The sequence below is a fragment of the Streptomyces chengmaiensis genome (assembly GCF_029846775.1).
GTDB lineage: Bacteria > Actinomycetota > Actinomycetes > Streptomycetales > Streptomycetaceae > Streptomyces > Streptomyces chengmaiensis.
The window spans coordinates 15452-34285 of record NZ_JARWBG010000030.1 but is presented as its reverse complement, the minus strand read 5'-3'; the positions used below and the strand labels follow the sequence as shown (position 1 = coordinate 34285).

Genomic DNA, 18834 nt, shown 5'->3' with positions numbered 1-18834 from the left:
ATCAGGCCGATGCCCGCCGTACCAGTGCCGTAGGGGTGATCACCGACGCGGGCACCGGACCGCCGGTCCCGTCCAGCAGCCGCATCAGCAGCTTCACCATCAGCCGGCCCGTGCCCTCGATGTCCTGGTGCACGGTGGTCAGCGCCGGATCCGTCGACCGGACCACCGACGCCAGGTCGTCGAAACCGACCACCGCCACGTCCTCGGGAACGCGCACGCCCCGCTCCCGCAGGGTCCGCAGCGCGCCGGACGCCATCAGGTCGTTGGCGACGAATACGGCGTCGAGGTCCGGGCGCCGGTCCAGCAGTTCGGCCATCGCCCGGGCGCCGCTCTCCTCGGTGAAGTCGCCCTGGGACATCAGAGCCGGGTCGGCGTCCATCATTACGTCGTGGTAGCCGTCGACACGGTCCAGCGCGGCCATCAGATCCCGCGGGCCCGCGATGTGCGCGATGTGGCGGCGCCCCAGCGAGACAAGATGCCGTACGGCCTCACGGGCGCCGCCGCGGTTGTCGGAGTCGACATAGGGCACGGCGAGTCTCTGCCCCGCCTCCGACCGGCCGCCGAACACGGTCGGGATCCGGGCGCGCGCGATCAGGGCGGGCAGCTCGTCGTCGTTGTGCAGGGAGAAGGCGAGCGTGCCGTCGACGTGCCCGCCGCCGAGATAGCGTGCGATCCGGTCGTGGTCGCCCGGGCCCTCGACCCACAGCAGGACGAGCTGCGAGTCGTGTGCGGTCAGCTCGCGGCTGATGCCTCGCACCTGCTGCTCGAAGAACGGGTCGGAGAAGATCCGGAACTCCGGCTCCGCGATGATCACGGCGACCGCGCCGCTGCGCCGGGTCACCAGCGTGCGCGCGGCGTGGTTGGGCACATAGCCCAGCTCCTCGACCGCCTGGCGCACCTTGTCGACCAGCGGGGCCCGCACGCCCACGCCGCCGTTCACCACCCGGGAGGCCGTGGCGCGGGAGACGCCGGCTCGGGCGGCGACGGCTTCCAGCGTGGGGCGGGACGCCCCCGTGGTCTGCTCGGGCAAGGCGAACACTCCTCGTCTTCATCCGCGGCCTGATCCGCGCCGCTGGTCCGACGCGGACCAGGATAGACGCTGCGCCCCCTGCACTGAGAGCGCTCCCATGAATACCAGACGAGGAGGCGCCGCTGATTGCGGGGCCCTTCACAGCCCGCAGTGTGCGCGCGCCCGGATCTTGCCGCGCGTGCTCTTCCTCACTCCGCACCCCGACTCTGGACAGACGTGCGAACCGCCCGGTAACTTGTGCTGAGCAAGCGCTTAGACATAGTGAAGCTCCAGGGACCACCACGAGGAGGCGTCCGTGCGCCGGACCGTATTCAACGAGGACCACGAAGCGTTCCGGGAGACCATCCGCGCCTTCATCGAGGCCGAGGTCGCGCCCGTCTACGACGAGTGGTACGCGGCGGGACAGGCCCCCCGCGACTTCTACTACAAGCTCGGCGAGCTGGGGATCTTCGGCATCAACGTCCCCGAGGAGTTCGGCGGCGCGGGTCTGGACACCCACAAGTTCGAGGCCGTGCTGTACGAGGAGACCGCCCGCGCGGGCGTCAACTTCGGCGGCTCCGGCGTGCATGTGCTGCTCGCCCTGCCGTACATCAAGATGCTGGCCTCCGACGAGCAGAAGAAGCGCTACCTGCCGAAGTTCGTCACCGGCGAGGAGATGTGGGCGCTGGCGATGACCGAGCCGGGCACCGGCTCCGACGTCGCGGGCATGAAGACCACCGCCAAGCTGAGCGAGGACGGCTCGCACTACGTCCTCAACGGCGCCAAGACCTTCATCACCGGCGGCGTGCACGCCGACCGCGTCATCGTCTGCGCCCGCACGGCCGCCCCCACGGCCGAGGACCGCCGCTTTGGCATCTCCCTCTTCTCCGTGGACACCAAGTCCGAGGGCTACTCCATCGGCCGCAAGCTGGACAAGCTCGGGCTGCGCACCTCCGACACCGCAGAGCTGGCCTTCGTCGACGTCAAGGTCCCCGTCGAGGACCTGCTCGGCGAGGAGAACAAGGGCTTCTACTACCTCGGCCAGAACCTGCCCTCCGAGCGCTGGGGCATCGCCTTCGGCGCGTACGCCCAGGCCAAGGCGGCCATCCGGTTCGCGCAGCAGTACGTGCAGGAGCGCACCGTCTTCGGCAAGCCGGTCGCGTCCTTCCAGAACACCAAGTTCGAGCTGGCCGCCTGCCAGGCGGAGGTGGACGCCGCCGAGGCGGTCGCCGACCGCGCCCTGGAGGCGCTGGACGAGGGTGAGCTGACCCCGGCCGAGGCCGCGTCCGCCAAGCTGTTCTGCACCGAGGTCGCGCACCGCGTGATCGACCGCTGCCTCCAGCTGCACGGCGGCTACGGCTATATGAACGAGTACCCGATCGCCCGTCTGTACGCGGACAACCGCGTCAACCGCATCTACGGCGGCACGAGCGAGGTCATGAAGTCCATCATCGCCAAGTCGATGGGCCTGTAAGCACAGGTGAGCGAAGCACTCGAGAGGCTCCTCGACCTGCTCGACCTGGAGCGGGTCGAGGAGAACATCTTCCGGGGCAGATCCCGTTCGGCGATCGTGCCCCGCGTGTTCGGCGGCCAGGTGGCGGCCCAGGCCCTGGTGGCCGCGGGCCGCACCGTCCCCGAGGACCGTACGGCGCACTCCCTCCACTCGTACTTCCTGCGCATGGGCGACCCGGGCGCGCCGATCGTCTACACCGTCGACCGCATCCGCGACGGCCGCTCCTTCACCACCCGCCGGGTCGTCGCCGTCCAGCACGGGCAGCCGATCTTCCATCTCTCCGCGTCCTTCCAGACGTACGAGGAGGGCCTGGAGCACCAGGCCCCGATGCCGTACGCACCGGACCCGGACACGCTGCCCGCGGCCGAGGAGGCGCTGCCGCGGTACGCGGACCGCTTCGTGGACCCGAGCGTCGCGGACCGGATGCTCAAGGCGCGGGCGGCGGTCGATCTGCGCTATGTGGACGAGCCGCCCTACGGCTCGGTGGGGCAGCCGCGCGAACCGCGCTCCCAGGTGTGGTTCCGCGCGAACGGAAAGCTCGCCGACGATCCGCTGCTGCACGTCTGCCTCGCCACGTACGTCTCCGACATGACGCTGCTCGACTCGGTCCTGCTGGCCCATGGTCGCGGCGGCTGGGCGGTCGGCGATGTGGTGGGCGCCTCGCTGGACCACGCGATGTGGTTCCACCGGCCCTTCCGGGCGGACGAGTGGCTGCTGTACGACCAGGAGTCCCCGTCCGCCTCGGGCGGCCGCGGCCTGGGCCAGGCCCGCATCTACACCCAGGACGGCCGGCTGGCGATCTCCGTCATCCAGGAGGGCGTGGTCCGCGTCCCGCGCGGCTGACCGCCTGAGGGGCCTGGCGCCTGGTGCGCGGCGTCCGCAGACGTCAGAGCAGGCCCGCCGCGTCCAGCAGATAGTCCGTCATCGGATCGTACGCCTGCGGGTCGAGGATGTGGTCGTCCAGCGGGACCGTCACCTGGAGGGCCCCCTCCGCCTCGCCGATGAAGAGCGCGGGGTCGTTGCAGTCCGCGTAGCCGACCGCGTCGATGCCGCGCTGCCCCGCGCAGCCCGCCCAGCCGTGGTCGGCGACCACGAGGTCGGGCAGCGGGCGGCCCGCGTGCTCCAGCCCGTCGAGGATCGCTGCCATGGGAGCCGGCGAGTGGGTGTGCCACAGGGTCGCGCCGCGCTCCAGCATCGCCACGTCCGCGAACTGGAAGACCATGCCCTCGTCCGCCGTCAGACCGCCCGGGATGCGCACGATCTCGCAGCCCGCGGCCCGCAGGGCGGCGGCCGTGCGCCGGTGGACGTCGAGCAGTCCGCCGGGGTGGCCGGTCGCGAACAGCACCCGTTCCCGCCCCGCGGCCGCCTTACGCAGCCGGGCGGCCAGCCGGTCCAGCGCGGCCGCGGTCAGCTCGGGATCGATGGTGTCCTGTCCGGCGCGGTGCCCGGGGTCGTCGTTGACCCCGCACCGCTCGGCCATCACGGCCAGCACGTCCTGCTCGTCGCTCCAGCGGTCGCCGAGTTCCAGACCCAGCCAGTAGTGCCGGTCGCCGTTGGCGAGCTGGCGGTAGTGGGAGAGGTTGTTCTCGCGGGGGGTGGCCACATCGCCGGCGATCCGGTGCTGGACGAGGTGGCCGACGAGGGCGGCGCGGCTGGGTATCGGCATGACTGCCATTGTGCCGTCACACGGACCGTGCGGAGGGCTCGTCCCGAACGCTGGACGGACTGTCCGGGCCGCTTCCGGAAGGACCGTTCGGGTGAACCGTCCGCGGGGCCAGTGCTCCGAACGCGCCGTGCGCCAGCCGCCGCAGCAGCGCCTCGGTGGCCGCGCGGCCCGGCTGCCCGCTGCCGTAGGAACCGAGGTGCGGGGTGGAGTTCAGCAGGCCGAACACCGCGTGCACGGCGGCCCTGGCCTGTGCTTCGGGCACCTCGGGGCAGATGTCGCGCACGGCGGCGACCCACAGCTCGACGTACTGCCGCTGGAGCTGGCGCACCTTCCTGCGGTCGGCGTCGCGGAGGCGGTCCAGCTCTCGGTCGTGCAGGGTGATGAGGGGGCGGTCGTCGAGCGCGAAGTCGATATGCCCGTCGATGAGCGAGGCGAGGACCGCCGCCGGATCGCCGTCGGCCTCGGCGACCCGGCGCCGCCCGCCGGTGAGCAGCCGTTCGCTGATGCCCACCAGCAGCTCCGCGAGCATCGCGTCCTTGCCCGCGAAGTGGCGGTAGAGGCCGGGGCCGCTGATGCCGACGGCCGCCCCTATCTCGTCGACGCCGACGCCGTGGAAGCCGCGCTCGGCGAAGAGCCGGGCGGCCTCCCTGAGGATCTGCTCGCGGCGGGTGGGGGCGGCGGTCCTGGTGCTCATGGGAATTCATTCTAGACAGGGCGGTTAGCGGTCGTTAACCTATGGGAAACAGGTTAACGCTCACTAACACAGAGCGCAGGTCGAGCAAGGGAGCTCGAGCGATGCAGCAGGCACCAGTGCTGGCGAGCGCCGCTGACCCGGCGTCTGAGGCCTGGCGGGCCAATGAGGCGGCGCACCGGGAGCTGGCCGAGGAGCTGCGCGGCAGACTGGCCGCCGCCCGTCTCGGCGGCGGCGAGAAGGCCCGCGCCCGGCACACCGCGCGCGGCAAGCTGCTGCCGCGCGACAGGGTCGACACCCTGCTGGACCCCGGCTCGCCGTTTCTGGAGCTCGCCCCGCTGGCGGCCGACGGCATGTACGGGGGCCAGGCGCCGGCCGCGGGGGTGGTCGCGGGGATCGGGCGGGTCAGCGGCCGGGAGGTCGTGGTCGTCGCCAATGACGCCACGGTCAAGGGCGGCACGTACTACCCGATGACGGTGAAGAAGCATCTGCGCGCCCAGGAGGTGGCGCTGGAGAACCGTCTGCCGTGCGTCTATCTGGTGGACTCCGGAGGCGCGTTCCTGCCCATGCAGGACGAGGTCTTCCCGGACCGCGAGCACTTCGGGCGGATCTTCTACAACCAGGCCCGGCTGTCCGGGGCCCGCATTCCGCAGATCGCCGCGGTGCTCGGATCCTGCACGGCGGGCGGCGCGTATGTCCCGGCGATGAGCGACGAGGCGGTGATCGTGCGCAATCAGGGCACGATCTTCCTCGGCGGCCCGCCGCTGGTGAAGGCCGCGACGGGCGAGGTCGTCACCGCCGAGGAGCTGGGCGGCGGCGAGGTCCACTCCCGTGTCTCCGGCGTCACGGACCATCTCGCGGAGGACGACGCGCACGCCCTGCGGATCGTGCGGAACATCGTGTCGACGCTCCCGGAGCGCGGCCCGCTGCCGTGGTCCGTCGAGCCCGTCGAGGAGCCGAAGGCCGATCCGCACGGGCTGTACGGCGCGGTGCCCGTGGACTCCCGCACCCCGTACGACGTGCGGGAGGCAGTCGCCCGGATCGTGGACGGCTCCCGGTTCGCCGAGTTCAAGGCGGAGTTCGGGACGACGCTGGTCACCGGCTTCGCCCGGATCCACGGCCACCCCGTCGGCGTCGTCGCCAACAACGGCATCCTGTTCGCCGAATCCGCCCAGAAGGGCGCGCACTTCATCGAGCTGTGCGACCAGCGCGGCATCCCCCTGCTGTTCCTGCAGAACATCTCCGGCTTCATGGTCGGCCGCGACTACGAGGCGGGCGGCATCGCCAAGCACGGCGCGAAGATGGTCACGGCCGTGGCGTGCACACGGGTGCCCAAGCTGACGGTCGTCATCGGCGGTTCATACGGCGCGGGGAACTACTCGATGTGCGGCCGGGCGTACTCACCGCGCTTTCTGTGGATGTGGCCCAACGCCAAGATCTCGGTCATGGGCGGTGAACAGGCCGCCTCCGTGCTGGCGACCGTCAAGCGCGACCAGCTCGAGGGCCGCGGCGAGGAGTGGTCCGCCGAGGAGGAGGACGCCTTCAAGGCCCCGATCCGGGAGCAGTACGAAACCCAGGGCAACGCCTACTACGCGACGGCGCGGCTCTGGGACGACGGAGTGATCGACCCCCTGGAGACCCGGCAGGTACTGGGTCTGGCCCTGACGGCCTGCGCCAACGCCCCCTTGGGCGAGCCGGGCTTCGGCGTCTTCCGGATGTGAAGCGGAGCGACCATGACGATGTTCGACACAGTCCTCGTCGCCAACCGGGGCGAGATCGCGGTGCGGGTCATCCGCACCCTGCGGACGCTGGGCGTGCGCTCCGTCGCCGTGTTCAGCGACGCCGACGCAGACGCACGCCATGTCCGGGAGGCGGACACGGCGGTGCGGATCGGGCCCGCGCCCGCGGCGGAGAGCTATCTGCGCATCGACCGGCTGCTGGACGCGGCCGCCCGCACGGGCGCGCAGGCGATCCACCCGGGCTATGGCTTCCTCGCGGAGAACGCGGCCTTCGCGCAGGCGTGCACGGACGCGGGGGTGGTGTTCATCGGCCCGCCCGCGTCGGCGATCTCCCTGATGGGTGACAAGATCCGCGCCAAGGAGACGGTGCGGGCGGCGGGCGTGCCCGTGGTGCCCGGCTCCTCCGGCAGCGGGCTCAGCGACGCCGAACTGGCCGCGGCGGCGCGGGAGATCGGCATGCCCGTGCTGCTGAAGCCCTCGGCGGGCGGCGGCGGCAAGGGCATGCGCCTGCTGCGTATTCCCGGGGGACAACCCCCGGACCCCCGGCACATCGAGTCCGCCATGCTGGACGAGATCGCGGCGGCGCGGCGCGAGGCGCGGGCGTCCTTCGGGGATGACACCCTCCTGGTGGAGCGGTGGATCGACCGGCCGCGGCATATCGAGATCCAGGTGCTGGCCGACGGCGTGGGGAACGTGGTCCACCTCGGCGAGCGCGAGTGCTCGCTGCAGCGCCGCCACCAGAAGATCATCGAGGAGGCCCCGTCCGTCCTGCTGGACGAGGAGACCCGTGCGGCGATGGGCGAGGCCGCGGTCTCGGCGGCCCGCTCCTGCGGGTATGTGGGCGCGGGGACGGTGGAGTTCATCGTCCCGGGCGGCGACCCGTCCTCGTACTACTTCATGGAGATGAACACCCGTCTCCAGGTCGAGCACCCGGTCACCGAGCTGATCACGGGCGTGGACCTGGTCGAGCAGCAGCTCCGCATCGCCGCGGGCGAGCCGCTCCCCTTCGCCCAGGAGGACATCGCCTTCACGGGCCACGCGATCGAGGCCCGCCTCTGCGCGGAGGACCCGGCCCGCGGCTTCCTGCCCTCCGGGGGCACGGTCCTCGCCCTCCACGAGCCCCAGGGCTGGGGGTCCCCCCTGCTCGAAGAGGTCGGGGGAGGCATCCGCACCGACTCGGGCCTTGCCCTGTCCACCGAGGTCTCCAGCCTCTACGACCCGATGTTGTCCAAGGTCATCGCCCACGCCCCCGACCGGCCCTCGGCCCTCCGCCGCCTCCGCGCGGCCCTGGCCGCCACGGTCACCCTCGGCGTCCCGACGAACGCCGGCTTCCTCCGCCGCCTTCTGGCCCACCCCTCCGTGGCCTCCGGCGACCTGGACACGGGCCTGGTGGAGCGCGAGGTGGACGGCCTGATCCCGGCCGGCGTTCCGGAGGAGGTCTACGCCGCCGCGGCCCTCCTCCACCATGCCGCCGCCCCCTCGGCGACGGGCGTCTGGGCGGACCCCTTCTCCGTCGCCACGGGCTGGCGCCTCGGCGGCGACCCCGCCTGGATCCCCCACTGGTTCCGCGTCCCGGGCCACGACCCGGTGCAGATCCGCACCCGCCGCCTCTCCGCGTCGACGACAGAGATCACCCGCCCCGTCGCCGGCGACGGCCCGGGACATCCGTCCCCCTCGCCCCGCGGAGCAGGCGCGGGCCCCGCCGCAGGGGTGTCCGGGGGCCTGCCCCCGGTTCGGGAGAGGGATGGGGAGGGGCACAGCTCCACCGCCCGGCTGGTGGAGGCCGCCCACGACGCCGTGACCCTCGAACTCGACGGCGTCACACACACGTTCACCCATGCCGTCTCCCCCGACGGCCGCTGGCTCGGCAGGGACGGCGACTCCTGGCATGTGCAGGATCACGACCCCGTCGAGGCGGCGCTCTCCGGCGCCGCGCGCGCCGGGGTGGACACGCTCGCCGCGCCGATGCCCGGCACGGTCACCGTCGTGAAGGTGGCCGTGGGCGACGAGGTCGAGGCCGGGCAGAGTCTGCTCGTCGTGGAGGCGATGAAGATGGAGCACGTCATCTCCGCCCCGCACGCCGGCACCGTCACCGAGCTGGACGTGACGCCCGGCACGACCGTCGCCATGGACCAGGTGCTGGCCGTGGTCGCTCCGAGTGAGGAGGACGCCTGATGACCACGCTGCCCATGACCGTCCCGGCCCCCGGCCTCCCCGCGCGCGTGCGCGTCCACGAGGTCGGGCCGCGCGACGGTCTGCAGAACGAGCAGACTGTCGTCCCGACCGAGGTCAAGGCGGAGTTCATCCGCCGGCTCGCGGCCGCCGGCCTGACCACCGTCGAGGCGACCAGCTTCGTCCATCCCAAGTGGGTGCCCCAGCTGGCCGACGCCGAGCAGCTCTACCCCCTCGTGTCCGGCCTGGACGCACGGCTCCCGGTCCTCGTGCCGAACGAGCGGGGCCTGGACCGGGCCCTCTCCCTGGGCGCCCGCCATGTCGCCGTGTTCGCCAGCGCCACCGAGTCCTTCGCCAAGGCCAACCTCAACCGCACCGTGGACGAGGCGCTCGCCATGTTCACCCCGGTCGTCGCCCGGGCCAGGGACGAGGGCCTGACCGTCCGCGGGTATCTGTCGATGTGCTTCGGCGACCCCTGGGAGGGCCCCGTCCCCCTGGAACAGGTCGTCCGCGTCTGCCGCGCCCTCGCCGGCATGGGCTGCGACGAGCTGAGCCTGGGCGACACCATCGGCGTGGCCACGCCGGGCCATGTCCAGGCGCTCATCGCCGCGCTGGGCGAAGCCGGGGTCCCGGCGAGCACCCTCGCCGTGCACTTCCACGACACCTACGGCCAGGCGCTCGCCAACACCCTCGCCGCGCTCCAGCAGGGGGTCACCACGGTGGACGCCTCCGCGGGCGGCCTCGGCGGCTGCCCCTACGCCAAGAGCGCCACCGGCAATCTCGCCACCGAAGACCTCGTGTGGATGCTCGACGGCCTCGGCGTCGAGACCGGGGTCGACCTCGGCCTACTCACCGCCACAAGCACCTGGATGGCCGACCGGCTGGGGCGGCCCAGCCCCTCCCGCACCGTCCGCGCCCTCTCCCACAAGGAGTGACCCCGATCATGACGCTTGACCACCGGCTGTCGCCGGAACACGAGGAACTGCGCCGCACCGTCGAGGAGTTCGCGCACGAAGTCGTCGCCCCGAAGATCGGCGACTACTACGAACGCCATGAGTTCCCCTATGAGATCGTCCGCGAGATGGGCCGCATGGGCCTGTTCGGGCTGCCCTTCCCCGAGGAGTACGGAGGCATGGGCGGCGACTATCTCGCGCTGGGCATCGCCCTGGAGGAGCTGGCCCGCGTGGACTCCTCTGTGGCGATCACCCTGGAGGCGGGCGTCTCCCTCGGGGCTATGCCGGTCTACCGCTTCGGCACAGAGGAGCAGAAGCAGCAGTGGCTGCCGCGGCTCTGCTCCGGCGAGATCCTGGGAGCGTTCGGGCTGACCGAGCCGGACTGCGGCTCGGATGCGGGCGGCACCAGGACGACGGCCGTCCGCGACGGCGACGAGTGGGTCGTCAACGGCTCCAAGTCCTTCATCACCAACTCGGGCACGGACATCACCGGGCTGGTCACCGTCACCGCGGTCACCGGCAGGACGGAGGACGGCCGCCCCCTGATCTCCTCGATCATCGTCCCGTCCGGCACCCCGGGCTTCACCGTCGCGGCCCCCTACTCCAAGGTCGGCTGGAACGCATCGGACACCCGCGAGCTGTCCTTCTCCGACGTCCGCGTCCCGGCGTCGAACCTGCTGGGCGAAGAGGGCCGGGGCTATGCCCAGTTCCTGCGCATCCTCGACGAGGGCCGGATCGCCATCGCGGCGCTGGCCACGGGCCTGGCCCAGGGCTGCGTCGACGAGTCGGTCGCCTACGCGAAGGAGCGTCACGCCTTCGGCCGCCCGATCGGCGCGAACCAGTCCATCCAGTTCAAGATCGCCGATATGGAGATGCGCGCCCATATGGCCCGCATCGGCTGGCGCGACGCCGCCTCGCGGCTGGTCCTGGGCGAACCGTTCAAGAAGGAGGCCGCCCTGGCGAAGCTGTACTCCTCCACGGTCGCCGTCGACAACGCGCGTGAGGCCACCCAGATCCACGGCGGCTACGGCTTCATGAACGAGTACCCGGTCGCCCGCATGTGGCGCGATTCGAAGATCCTGGAGATCGGCGAGGGCACCAGCGAGGTCCAGCGCATGCTGATCGCCCGCGAGCTGGACCTCCCTGCGGCCTAGACTCCGGGCCCGGACACCCGTGGTGCGTGCGTCCGCCCCCTCAGGGGGCGGACCGCCTGGGCCCGTGATGACGTCGGGATGAGGTTAGGCTAACCTGCCCCCCACGCATCATCAGTCACAGCCGACTCCAGCGCGCACGAAAGCAGACCCCGTCATGTCCAACGCCCGCGTTTCCTCTCTCTCCCGCCGCAGACTGCTCACCGCGGGCAGCGCCCTCGGGCTCGGGGCCGCGCTCGCCGCCTGCACTTCGGGGGACGGCAAGGGCGGCGCGGACGGCGACTCCAAGCCCTGGAAGTTCCGCGACGACCGGGGCGAGACGGCCGAGACCAAGGGCGCGCCGAAGAACATCGTCGCCTTCACCGGCACCGCCGCCGCACTCCACGACTACGGCGTCGAGGTCAAGGGCGTGTTCGGGCCGACGAAGACCGCCGACGGCAGGCCCGACGTCCAGGCCGGGGACCTCGACGTCAAGAAGGTCGAGATCATCGGCAATGTCTGGGGCGAGTTCAGCGTCGAGAAGTACGCGGCGCTCCAGCCCGACCTCCTGGTCACCGCCATGTGGGAGAAGGACGCCCTGTGGTACGTGCCGGACCAGTCCAAGGACAAGATCCTCAAGCTCGCTCCGAGCGTCGCGCTGTGGGCGTCCCAGACCACCATCCCCAAGGCTCTCCAGCGCCATGCGGAGCTGGCCGAGGCACTGGGCGCCGATCTCAGGGCCAAGAAGGTCACCGACGCCAGGACACGCTTCGAGAAGGCCGCCGAGCGGCTGCGCCAGGCGGCCAGGGCCAAGCCGGAGCTCCGCGTGCTGATCGGCTCGGCGAGCCAGGAGATCTTCTATGTCTCCCTCGCGAAGATGTCCGCGGACACGCTCTACTTCCAGGAGCTGGGTGTGAGGTTCGTCGAGCCCAAGGTCAACGCCCAGGGCTTCTTCGAGGAGCTGAGCTGGGAGAACGTCGGCAAGTACGAGGCCGACGTCATCATCATGGACAACCGTTCCGGCACCCTCCAGCCGGCGGACCTGAAGTCCAAGCCGACCTGGGGTCAGCTTCCCGCCGTCAGGGCCGGCCAGGTCTACCCCCGAGTGACGGAGCCGATCTTCTCGTATGACAAGTGCGCGGTGATCCTGGAGGACCTCGCGGCCGCCATCGAGAAGGCCGAGAAGGTCGCCTGACGCGCCGCCTGCCGTCTCCGGCCGGCACGGACCGGAGACGGCAGGCGCACCGGGGCAGGACCGGAGACGGCGGGCGCCCCGGGGCAGTGGCCCCCGGGGGCGCCCGCCTCTGTTACGGCGACGACTGCGACTGCGACTGCGGCCAGTCCACCTGCGGCGAGCGGTAGAAGTCGATCCCCATCGCCTCCAGCCGCGGTCCCTGCGCCGCCAGCCGCTCCCGGTACGCCTCCCAGTCGTGCGCGGACGCGGGCGACCAGCCGAGTTCGGCGATTCCCGGCAGCCGCGGGAAGGCCATGAACCCGATGTGGTCGTCGGTCGAGATGGTCTCCGACCACAGCGGGGCCTCGACTCCGGCGATCGCGGACGGCGGCGCCCCCGGCAGCAGCGTCTCCGGGTCCCAGTCGTAGGACCGCCGCACCTCCACATAACCGGCCCAGTCCAGGCCCAGCGGCGTGTCCTTGTTGTACTTCATGTCGAGGTAGGAGCGGTCGGCCGGCGAGAGGATCAGCCGGGTGCCGTTCCGCGCGGCAGCCGCCACCCGCTCCTTCTCCGCGGCGCTGGTCTTGTCCCTGCCCCACCACTGCACGACCGCGCCCTCCGCGGGCACGGCGGTGGTCAGCTGATGCCAGCCGACGACCGTCTTGCCGTATGTCGCGACGGTCTTCTGCGCCCGCTCCATGAAGGCCACATAGTCCTGATGGCTGGTGGAGTGGGCCTCGTCGCCGCCGATGTGGAGGTATCGGCCGGGGGTGAGGGCTGCCACCTCGCGGATCACATCGTCGATGAAGTCGTACGTCACCTCCTTGGGCACGCACAGCGAGCTGAAGCCGACGTCGGTTCCGGTGTAGAGCGGCGGGGCGACGCCGTCGCAGTTCAACTCGGCGTACGAGGCGAGGGCCGCGTTGGTGTGGCCCGGCATGTCGATCTCCGGGATCACCTCCATATGGCGGGCGGCCGCATGGTGCAGGATCTCCCGGTACTGGTCCTTGGTGTAGTAGCCTCCCGGTCCGCCGCCGACCTGCGTGGAGCCGCCGTAGCTCGCCAGTCGGGGCCAGGAGTCGATCACGATGCGCCAGCCCTGGTCGTCGGACAGGTGCAGATGCAGTTTGTTGATCTTGTACAGGGCGAGCTGGTCGATATAGCGCTTGACCTGCCCGACGGTGAAGAAGTGCCGGGAGACGTCGAGCATCGCGCCGCGGTGGGCATAGCGCGGGGTGTCGGTGATCACGCCGCCCGCGATGAGCCAGGGGCCGGGCTGCCGGGTGTCCTTCTCGATCGCGGCGGGCAGCAGCTGACGGAGCGTCTGCACCGCGTGGAAGAGCCCTGCGGGCTTGTGCGCGGTGAGCGTGACGGATCTGCGCGAGGACTCCAGGCGGTAGCCCTCGTCGCCCAGCGAGCTCGCGCCGTCGTCGAGCCGCAGCCGGATGGCGTCGGCCGTCCCGGCCCCATCGGTGACCGGCAGGGAGTAGCCGGTAGCGGGCCGCAGCAGCCCGGCGAGGTAGTCGCCGACGGCCCGGCCTTCCCGGGAGCCCTTGTCGACGCGGATGCGGGTTTGGGCGGACAGTGCGTACGGGGGCCCCTTGGGCTGCACGGAGGCCGGTACGGGAATGATCTGGCCGAGCGGCCGCGCGGCGGGGGCGGACTCTCCCACGGCGGCCCCCGCACCGGTGATGCCGCCGGCCGCCACGAGCAGCAGCGCGCCGAGCAGACGGGGAAGTCGGGGAAGTCCGGGGAGGAGTGATCCGGGCTGACTCACAGGCGGGTCCCTTCGACGGGCGTCACATCCGTGTGCAGAGCAACCGAACGCTTGGCATGCGTACCGCGCGCCCCCAACGGCGGTCAAGGTGTAGACCACTTGCTCGTTCGGCGGATGGAAGAATCCTTCCCATGGCGGAAATCATCCAGAAGGACGGGACTTGGGCGTTCGACGGCGAGACGGTGCGCATCGTGCCCGGCAGGGACCGGGGCGTGAGCCTGCTGCGCAGGGCGCTTGGCGAGGTCGCCGTTCCGCTGCACGCCCTGGCCGGCATCTCGTTCGAGCCCGGGAAGCGGTCGGGCAGGCTGCGGCTGCGACTGCGGAACGGCGCGGACCCGCTGCTCCAGATAACCCAGGGCAAGCTGGATGACGCCTCCGACCCCTACCGCCTCGTCGTGGAGGGCGACCGCAGCGGCGTCGCGGAGTACTTCGTGGACGAGGTCCGCAACGCGCTGCTGCTCGACCAGGTGGACGACGGGCCGACCGGGCGCTATCTGCTGCCCGGCCCCGCACTGCCGATCGCGGCGAGCGCGGGCGACGGCACGGTCGCCTTCGACGGCGACCGGATACGGCTGTCGTGGAACTGGAAGACCGAGGAGTCCAAGTCCTCGGGCGGTGAGCGGAGTCTGGAGCTGGCCGACGTGGAGGCGGTCGAGTGGCTGCCCGCGGCCGGGCTGGAGAACGGCTTTCTGCGTTTTGTGTCGGCCAGGAGCGCGAACCGGACCCCGCCCAAGTACGACCCGCACGCAATCGATCTGTGGGGCTTCCGCAAGGACCCGCTGATGGCCCTGGTGGCGGCGGCCGTGGCGGCCCGTCTGCCGCATCCGTACGCCACCGCAGCCCCCGACGCGCCTCCCGCCTCCGCCTCCCCGCTGGACGCCGCCCTTCCGACGGCGGTCGCCCCTCCTGCCACCGGGAGCGAGGCGGCCCCCCAGAGCAGCGACGATCATGACGCGCTGCTGAGGCGACTGCGCGAACTGGGCGAGCTACATCAGGCCGGGATACTGACGGACGAGGAGTTCAGCCTCGCCAAAAAGGCCGTTCTCCGACGTATGTAACCTTGATCACGCAGGATTCTGCCCGGAATCGGGCAGGAATCTTGCGCACGCACGGGTGCTGCCCTCAGTATCTACGGGTGCTCGAACGCCGTCCCCCGTCCCATGAGGACCTCGTCGACCACCTGGTGCGCAGCACCGCGCTGGCGCGCGGCGAGGCCGCCCGGGTGGTGCTCGACGTGCTGGCGTACTTCGACGAGACGACCGAGGAGTTCGTCCGCCGCCGCCACCGCGAGCTCAAGGCGGGCGGCGCGGTCAACGCGGACATCTTCGAACGGATCGCCGCCGAGCTGCCACACCGTGCGGTGGCGCCGCCGGAGCTCTCGCTCCGCCAGCTGCGGCGCATCGTCTACGGCTGAGCGGCCTTCCCGGCGGACGGCCGGGCACACACCTGAACACTTCTCGGAGGGGCAGAAACTCTATGTGCGGAATTGTCGGTTACATCGGCAAGCGTGACGTTGCTCCGCTGCTGCTCGAAGGTCTGCAGCGACTGGAGTACCGGGGCTATGACTCCGCGGGTCTGGTGATCACCGGGCCCAAGGCCGCCGGCCTGAAGATGGTCAAGGCCAAGGGTCGGGTCCGGGACCTGGAAGCCCGCGTCCCCAAGCGCTTCGCCGGCACGACTGGCATCGCCCACACCCGCTGGGCCACGCACGGCGCCCCCAGCGACGAGAACGCCCACCCTCACCTCGACCCCGAGAACAAGGTCGCGGTGGTCCACAACGGCATCATCGACAACGCCGCCGAGCTGCGCGCCAAGCTCGGGGCCGACGGCGTCGTCTTCGCCTCCGAGACCGACACCGAGGTGCTCACCCATCTGATCGCCCGTTCCGAGGCGGACACGCTGGAGGAGAAGGTCCGCCAGACGCTGAAGCTGATCGAGGGCACGTACGGCATCGCCGTCATGCACGCCGACTTCGCCGACCGCATCGTGGTGGCCCGCAACGGCTCCCCGGTGGTGCTCGGCATCGGCGAGAAGGAGATGTTCGTCGCCTCGGACGTCGCCGCGCTGGTCACCCACACCCGGCAGGTCGTCACCCTCGACGACGGCGAGATGGCCACCCTCAAGGCCGATGACTTCCGCACGTACACCACCGAGGGCTCGCGTACGACGGCCACGCCGACCACCGTGGAGTGGGAGGCCGAGTCGTACGACATGGGCGGCCACGACACGTATATGCACAAGGAGATCTGCGAGCAGCCCGACGCCGTGGACCGGGTGCTGCGGGGCCGTATCGACGACCGGTTCTCCACCGTCCACCTGGGCGGGCTGAACCTGGACGCGCGCGAGGCCCGCTCCATCCGCCGGGTGAAGATCCTCGGCTGCGGCACCTCCTACCACGCCGGGCTCATCGGCGCGGGGCTGATCGAGTCCCTGGCCCGCATCCCGGCCGACGCCGAGCCCGCCTCCGAGTTCCGCTACCGCAACCCCGTCGTGGACCCGGACACCCTCTACGTCGCGGTCTCCCAGTCGGGAGAGACGTATGACGTGCTGGCCGCCGTCCAGGAGCTCAAGCGCAAGGGCGCACGGGTGCTGGGCGTGGTGAACGTCGTCGGCTCGGCGATCGCCCGCGAGGCCGACGGCGGCACCTATGTGCACGCCGGGCCCGAGGTCTGCGTGGTGTCCACCAAGTGCTTCACCAACACGGTCGTCGCCTTCGCGCTGCTCGCCCTGCACCTGGGCCGCATCCGCGATCTGTCGGTCTCCGACGGCAAGCGGATCATCGAGGGCCTGCGCCGGCTGCCTGCCCAGATCTCAGAGATCCTCACCATGGAGGACGAGATCAAGAAGCTGGCCAAGGAGTACGCGGACGCCAAGTCGATGATGTTCATCGGCCGGGTGCGCGGCTACCCGGTGGCGCTGGAGGCCTCCCTGAAGCTGAAGGAGATCTCCTACATCCACGCCGAGGCCTACCCGGCCTCCGAGCTGAAGCACGGCCCGCTTGCGCTGATCGAGCCGGCGCTGCCGACGGTCGCGATCGTGCCGGACGACGACCTGCTGGAGAAGAACCGCGCCGCCCTGGAGGAGATCAAGGCCCGGAGCGGCCGGATCCTGGCGGTGGCGCACCAGGAGCAGGAGAAGGCCGACCACACGATCGTGGTGCCGAAGAACGAGGACGAGCTGGACGCGATCCTGATGGGCATCCCGCTGCAACTCCTCGCGTACCACACGGCGCTGGAGCTGGGCCGGGACATCGACAAGCCGCGGAACCTGGCGAAGTCGGTCACCGTCGAGTGACGACCGCCTGCGCGGTCCGTGTATGAGGCGGTCCCCCAGTGCGCTGCCACCAGGCGCACAGGGGGACCGCTCGGGTTCGCCGGCGTAGCCCTCAGCGCCGGCGGACAGCTGCTCAGCCAGTGGCCGTCACTCCCCGGCCGGCAGCTCGCCCTGAGAAGGCAGGCCACTTGGCGAGGGCCGCCGTCGCGCCGTACCAGGCCGCGAGACCGGCCACCGCGCCGACCCAGCCGCCCGCCTTCGCCAGCCCCTCACTCCCGGCGAACGATGCCACGCCGATGAGCAGCAACGACAGGAACAGCAGCCCGTAGACGCCCTGGCCGAACAGACCGCTCCCCGCGGACGCGGCCGTCAGGGTCAGCGCCAGCAGCGCGAACAGCAGCAGGAACAGGCCGGCCGCCTCCGCCGAGACCTCGGCGCCCGCGGAGGTGCCCCAGGTGAACCAGAAGGCGCCGAGCCCGGCGAAGGCCGTGCCCGCGCTGCCGTGGCCTGCACGGAACTCCAGCAGTCCGACGACGAACAGGGCGACACCGCCGATCCAGGTCGCGAGGACGGCCGCGTCCCCCGGGACCACGTTGTCGATGACGCCGGTGTGACCGACCCCGAACGCCAGCAGGGTCAGACCCAGCGCGAGGTGGCCGAGAGTCGAAGTAGTAGCTCTTCCCGCAGAGACGTCGCTGTCCACGGCGGGCTCCTTCCCGTTCTGTGCAGTGGTGCTGCAACCCAGCGACCCTTATGTACCCTTCACAACCTCACAATCCACCTGTACGCGCCGGTAGATTTATCTGCGTCGGGAGGAAGTTGACGCCGCCTCACCAGGGTGGACGCGGGGGAGACGGCACGGCGACACCCGGCCGCTCGGGGAGGGAAGCGAGGGTGCTGCACGCCGGGTCGCACGGGGGCGCACGCGGTGGGCGTCGAGCAGCGAGCAGACGCATCAGGGAATCAGGGAATCAGGGACCGCGGTCACGGGTCACGAGGTCACGACCAGAACCAGACCAGGGTCAGGTCAGGTCAGGTCAGGTCAGGTCAGGTCAGGTCAGGTCAGGTCAGGTCAGGTCAGGTCAGGTCAGGGAATCACGATCACGGGGCGCTGGGCGCGGCGCGCCAGACGGCCGGCGACGGAGCCGAAGATTCGGCCCACGATGCCGTGCGTGGAGCCGACGACGATCGCGTCGGCGGAGTACTCGCGGCCGACCTCTTCCAGTTCATGACAGATGTCGCCGCCGCGCTCGACGAGGATCCACGGCACTTCGGAGAGATAGTCGGCGCAGGCCAGTTCAAGCCCGAGCACCTCCGTGCGATGGTCGGGGACGTCCACGAAGACCGGCGGCTCACAGCCCGCCCAGACGGTCGTCGGCAGCCGGTTGGCGACATGGACGATGATCAGGCCGGAGCCGGAACGTATCGCCATGCCGATGGCGTAGGCGAGCGCGCGCTCACTGGAGGTCGATCCGTCGAAGCCGACGACGACGCCGTGCCGGAACGCGGGGTCGCAGGACGGGCGCACCTCTTCCGCCGCCTGCAGGTCCGACATCGGATCGGCGACCTGCTTGCGGTCCGCGGGTTCGGAGTATTCGTGACCGGCCATCGGTGTCTCGACGAAGAGGGTCCTCTGTAGATCTACGGAAGCGGAGCTGTGTCCGGGAATCACCTTCCCAACCCCGTACCGCCAAGGGTACGGGGACACTCCTCTCCTGCCCAGAGCCTGCAGGCTCA

16 protein-coding genes are annotated in these 18834 nt (G+C 71.0%); 10 read left to right on the top strand and 6 right to left on the bottom strand.

Annotated features, from left to right (window positions below; genetic code table 11):
- Position 1: 1 nt before the first annotated feature.
- The gene (locus QCN29_RS23365) at positions 2–1030 is read right to left on the bottom strand and encodes a LacI family DNA-binding transcriptional regulator (protein WP_240135538.1); all 1029 of its coding nucleotides are present in this window, start codon (positions 1028–1030) and stop codon (positions 2–4) included.
- A 295-nt stretch (positions 1031–1325) separates the two neighbouring features.
- On the opposite strand from QCN29_RS23365, the gene QCN29_RS23360 reads away from it, so the two are divergent.
- Positions 1326–2483, top strand: coding sequence for an acyl-CoA dehydrogenase family protein (locus QCN29_RS23360; protein ID WP_279930571.1), 1158 nt, complete (start codon positions 1326–1328; stop codon positions 2481–2483).
- Positions 2484–2489: 6 nt separating this feature from the next.
- Positions 2490–3365: an acyl-CoA thioesterase II gene (tesB, locus tag QCN29_RS23355; RefSeq protein WP_279930570.1), complete on the top strand. Its 876-nt coding sequence runs from the start codon at positions 2490–2492 to the stop codon at positions 3363–3365.
- 43 nt (positions 3366–3408) lie between these two features.
- Here the strand turns inward: tesB and QCN29_RS23350 are convergent, their stop codons facing one another.
- Complete coding sequence (locus QCN29_RS23350) at positions 3409–4188, bottom strand: phosphatase (RefSeq protein ID WP_279930568.1); 780 nt, start codon at positions 4186–4188, stop codon at positions 3409–3411.
- Between the two features lie 16 nt (positions 4189–4204).
- Complete coding sequence (locus QCN29_RS23345; protein ID WP_279930566.1) at positions 4205–4882, bottom strand: SACE_7040 family transcriptional regulator; 678 nt, start codon at positions 4880–4882, stop codon at positions 4205–4207.
- A gap of 101 nt (positions 4883–4983) precedes the next feature.
- Between QCN29_RS23345 and QCN29_RS23340 the strand changes: the two genes are divergently transcribed.
- The 5 genes from QCN29_RS23340 (at position 4984) to QCN29_RS23320 (ending at position 12068) form a co-directional block, all read left to right on the top strand.
- Positions 4984–6600 (top strand): carboxyl transferase domain-containing protein, encoded by a 1617-nt coding sequence (locus QCN29_RS23340; RefSeq protein WP_279930565.1) that lies wholly within the window; start codon positions 4984–4986, stop codon positions 6598–6600.
- Positions 6601–6618: 18 nt separating this feature from the next.
- The gene (locus QCN29_RS23335; RefSeq protein ID WP_279930618.1) at positions 6619–8793 is read left to right on the top strand and encodes an ATP-binding protein; all 2175 of its coding nucleotides are present in this window, start codon (positions 6619–6621) and stop codon (positions 8791–8793) included.
- Complete coding sequence (locus tag QCN29_RS23330) at positions 8793–9725, top strand: hydroxymethylglutaryl-CoA lyase (RefSeq protein ID WP_279930563.1); 933 nt, start codon at positions 8793–8795, stop codon at positions 9723–9725. Before QCN29_RS23335 ends, QCN29_RS23330 begins: the two co-directional genes overlap by 1 nt.
- Positions 9726–9733: 8 nt before the next feature.
- Positions 9734–10897, top strand: coding sequence for an acyl-CoA dehydrogenase family protein (locus QCN29_RS23325; RefSeq protein WP_279930562.1), 1164 nt, complete (start codon positions 9734–9736; stop codon positions 10895–10897).
- 154 nt (positions 10898–11051) lie between these two features.
- Positions 11052–12068, top strand: coding sequence for an ABC transporter substrate-binding protein (locus QCN29_RS23320; RefSeq protein WP_279930561.1), 1017 nt, complete (start codon positions 11052–11054; stop codon positions 12066–12068).
- A gap of 112 nt (positions 12069–12180) precedes the next feature.
- Here the strand turns inward: QCN29_RS23320 and QCN29_RS23315 are convergent, their stop codons facing one another.
- Complete coding sequence (locus QCN29_RS23315; RefSeq protein WP_279930560.1) at positions 12181–13824, bottom strand: beta-N-acetylhexosaminidase; 1644 nt, start codon at positions 13822–13824, stop codon at positions 12181–12183.
- Between the two features lie 131 nt (positions 13825–13955).
- On the opposite strand from QCN29_RS23315, the gene QCN29_RS23310 reads away from it, so the two are divergent.
- The 3 genes from QCN29_RS23310 to glmS all read left to right on the top strand — a co-directional run bounded on the left by QCN29_RS23310 (position 13956) and on the right by glmS (position 17118).
- The gene (locus tag QCN29_RS23310; protein WP_279930559.1) at positions 13956–14882 is read left to right on the top strand and encodes a DUF4429 domain-containing protein; all 927 of its coding nucleotides are present in this window, start codon (positions 13956–13958) and stop codon (positions 14880–14882) included.
- A 77-nt stretch (positions 14883–14959) separates the two neighbouring features.
- Positions 14960–15238 (top strand): hypothetical protein, encoded by a 279-nt coding sequence (locus QCN29_RS23305; RefSeq protein WP_279930558.1) that lies wholly within the window; start codon positions 14960–14962, stop codon positions 15236–15238.
- Positions 15239–15300: 62 nt separating this feature from the next.
- On the top strand, positions 15301–17118 hold the full coding sequence (glmS, locus tag QCN29_RS23300) for a glutamine--fructose-6-phosphate transaminase (isomerizing) (protein ID WP_279930556.1): 1818 nt from the start codon (positions 15301–15303) through the stop codon (positions 17116–17118).
- A 112-nt stretch (positions 17119–17230) separates the two neighbouring features.
- Here the strand turns inward: glmS and QCN29_RS23295 are convergent, their stop codons facing one another.
- Both QCN29_RS23295 and QCN29_RS23290 read right to left on the bottom strand, forming a co-directional pair.
- Positions 17231–17800, bottom strand: a complete 570-nt coding sequence (locus QCN29_RS23295) for a GPR1/FUN34/YaaH family transporter (RefSeq protein ID WP_279930555.1) — start codon at positions 17798–17800, stop codon at positions 17231–17233.
- A 384-nt stretch (positions 17801–18184) separates the two neighbouring features.
- Entirely contained in the window at positions 18185–18706 is a 522-nt protein-coding gene (locus QCN29_RS23290; protein ID WP_240135553.1) for a universal stress protein, read from the bottom strand.
- Between the last annotated feature and the right edge of the window lie 128 nt (positions 18707–18834).